This window comes from Vallitalea sediminicola (assembly GCF_054408565.1).
The window spans coordinates 1-260 of sequence record NZ_BTPT01000169.1 but is presented as its reverse complement, the minus strand read 5'-3'; the positions used below and the strand labels follow the sequence as shown (position 1 = coordinate 260).

At 25.8% G+C, this 260-nt stretch carries 1 protein-coding gene; it reads right to left on the bottom strand.

What is annotated here, in order from left to right:
* Positions 1–8: 8 nt before the first annotated feature.
* On the bottom strand, positions 9–260 hold a 252-nt coding region (locus ACX6CF_RS26295), incomplete at its 5' end, for a hypothetical protein (RefSeq protein WP_458788346.1).

Here is a 260-nt window from a genome sequence, read left to right as displayed (position 1 = left end):
GTATTACTTTACATGGAACTTATGGAATACCATATATTCCTAGTTCCATGTAAAGTAATACTTGTCTCATGAACTGAATGGTTACCCAACCCTACTATTAATTTATCATTAATTACTCCTTCTAGTTCAATTCTATCATAAATTAATTCCAGTTTTTCAAATAAGAGTTTATAATCTTTTGTAATTTTACTAAGTATTTCTATCTCGCATTTATTCATTGAATACTCATCATGTAAACTAAAAAAATACGAGAATTTATT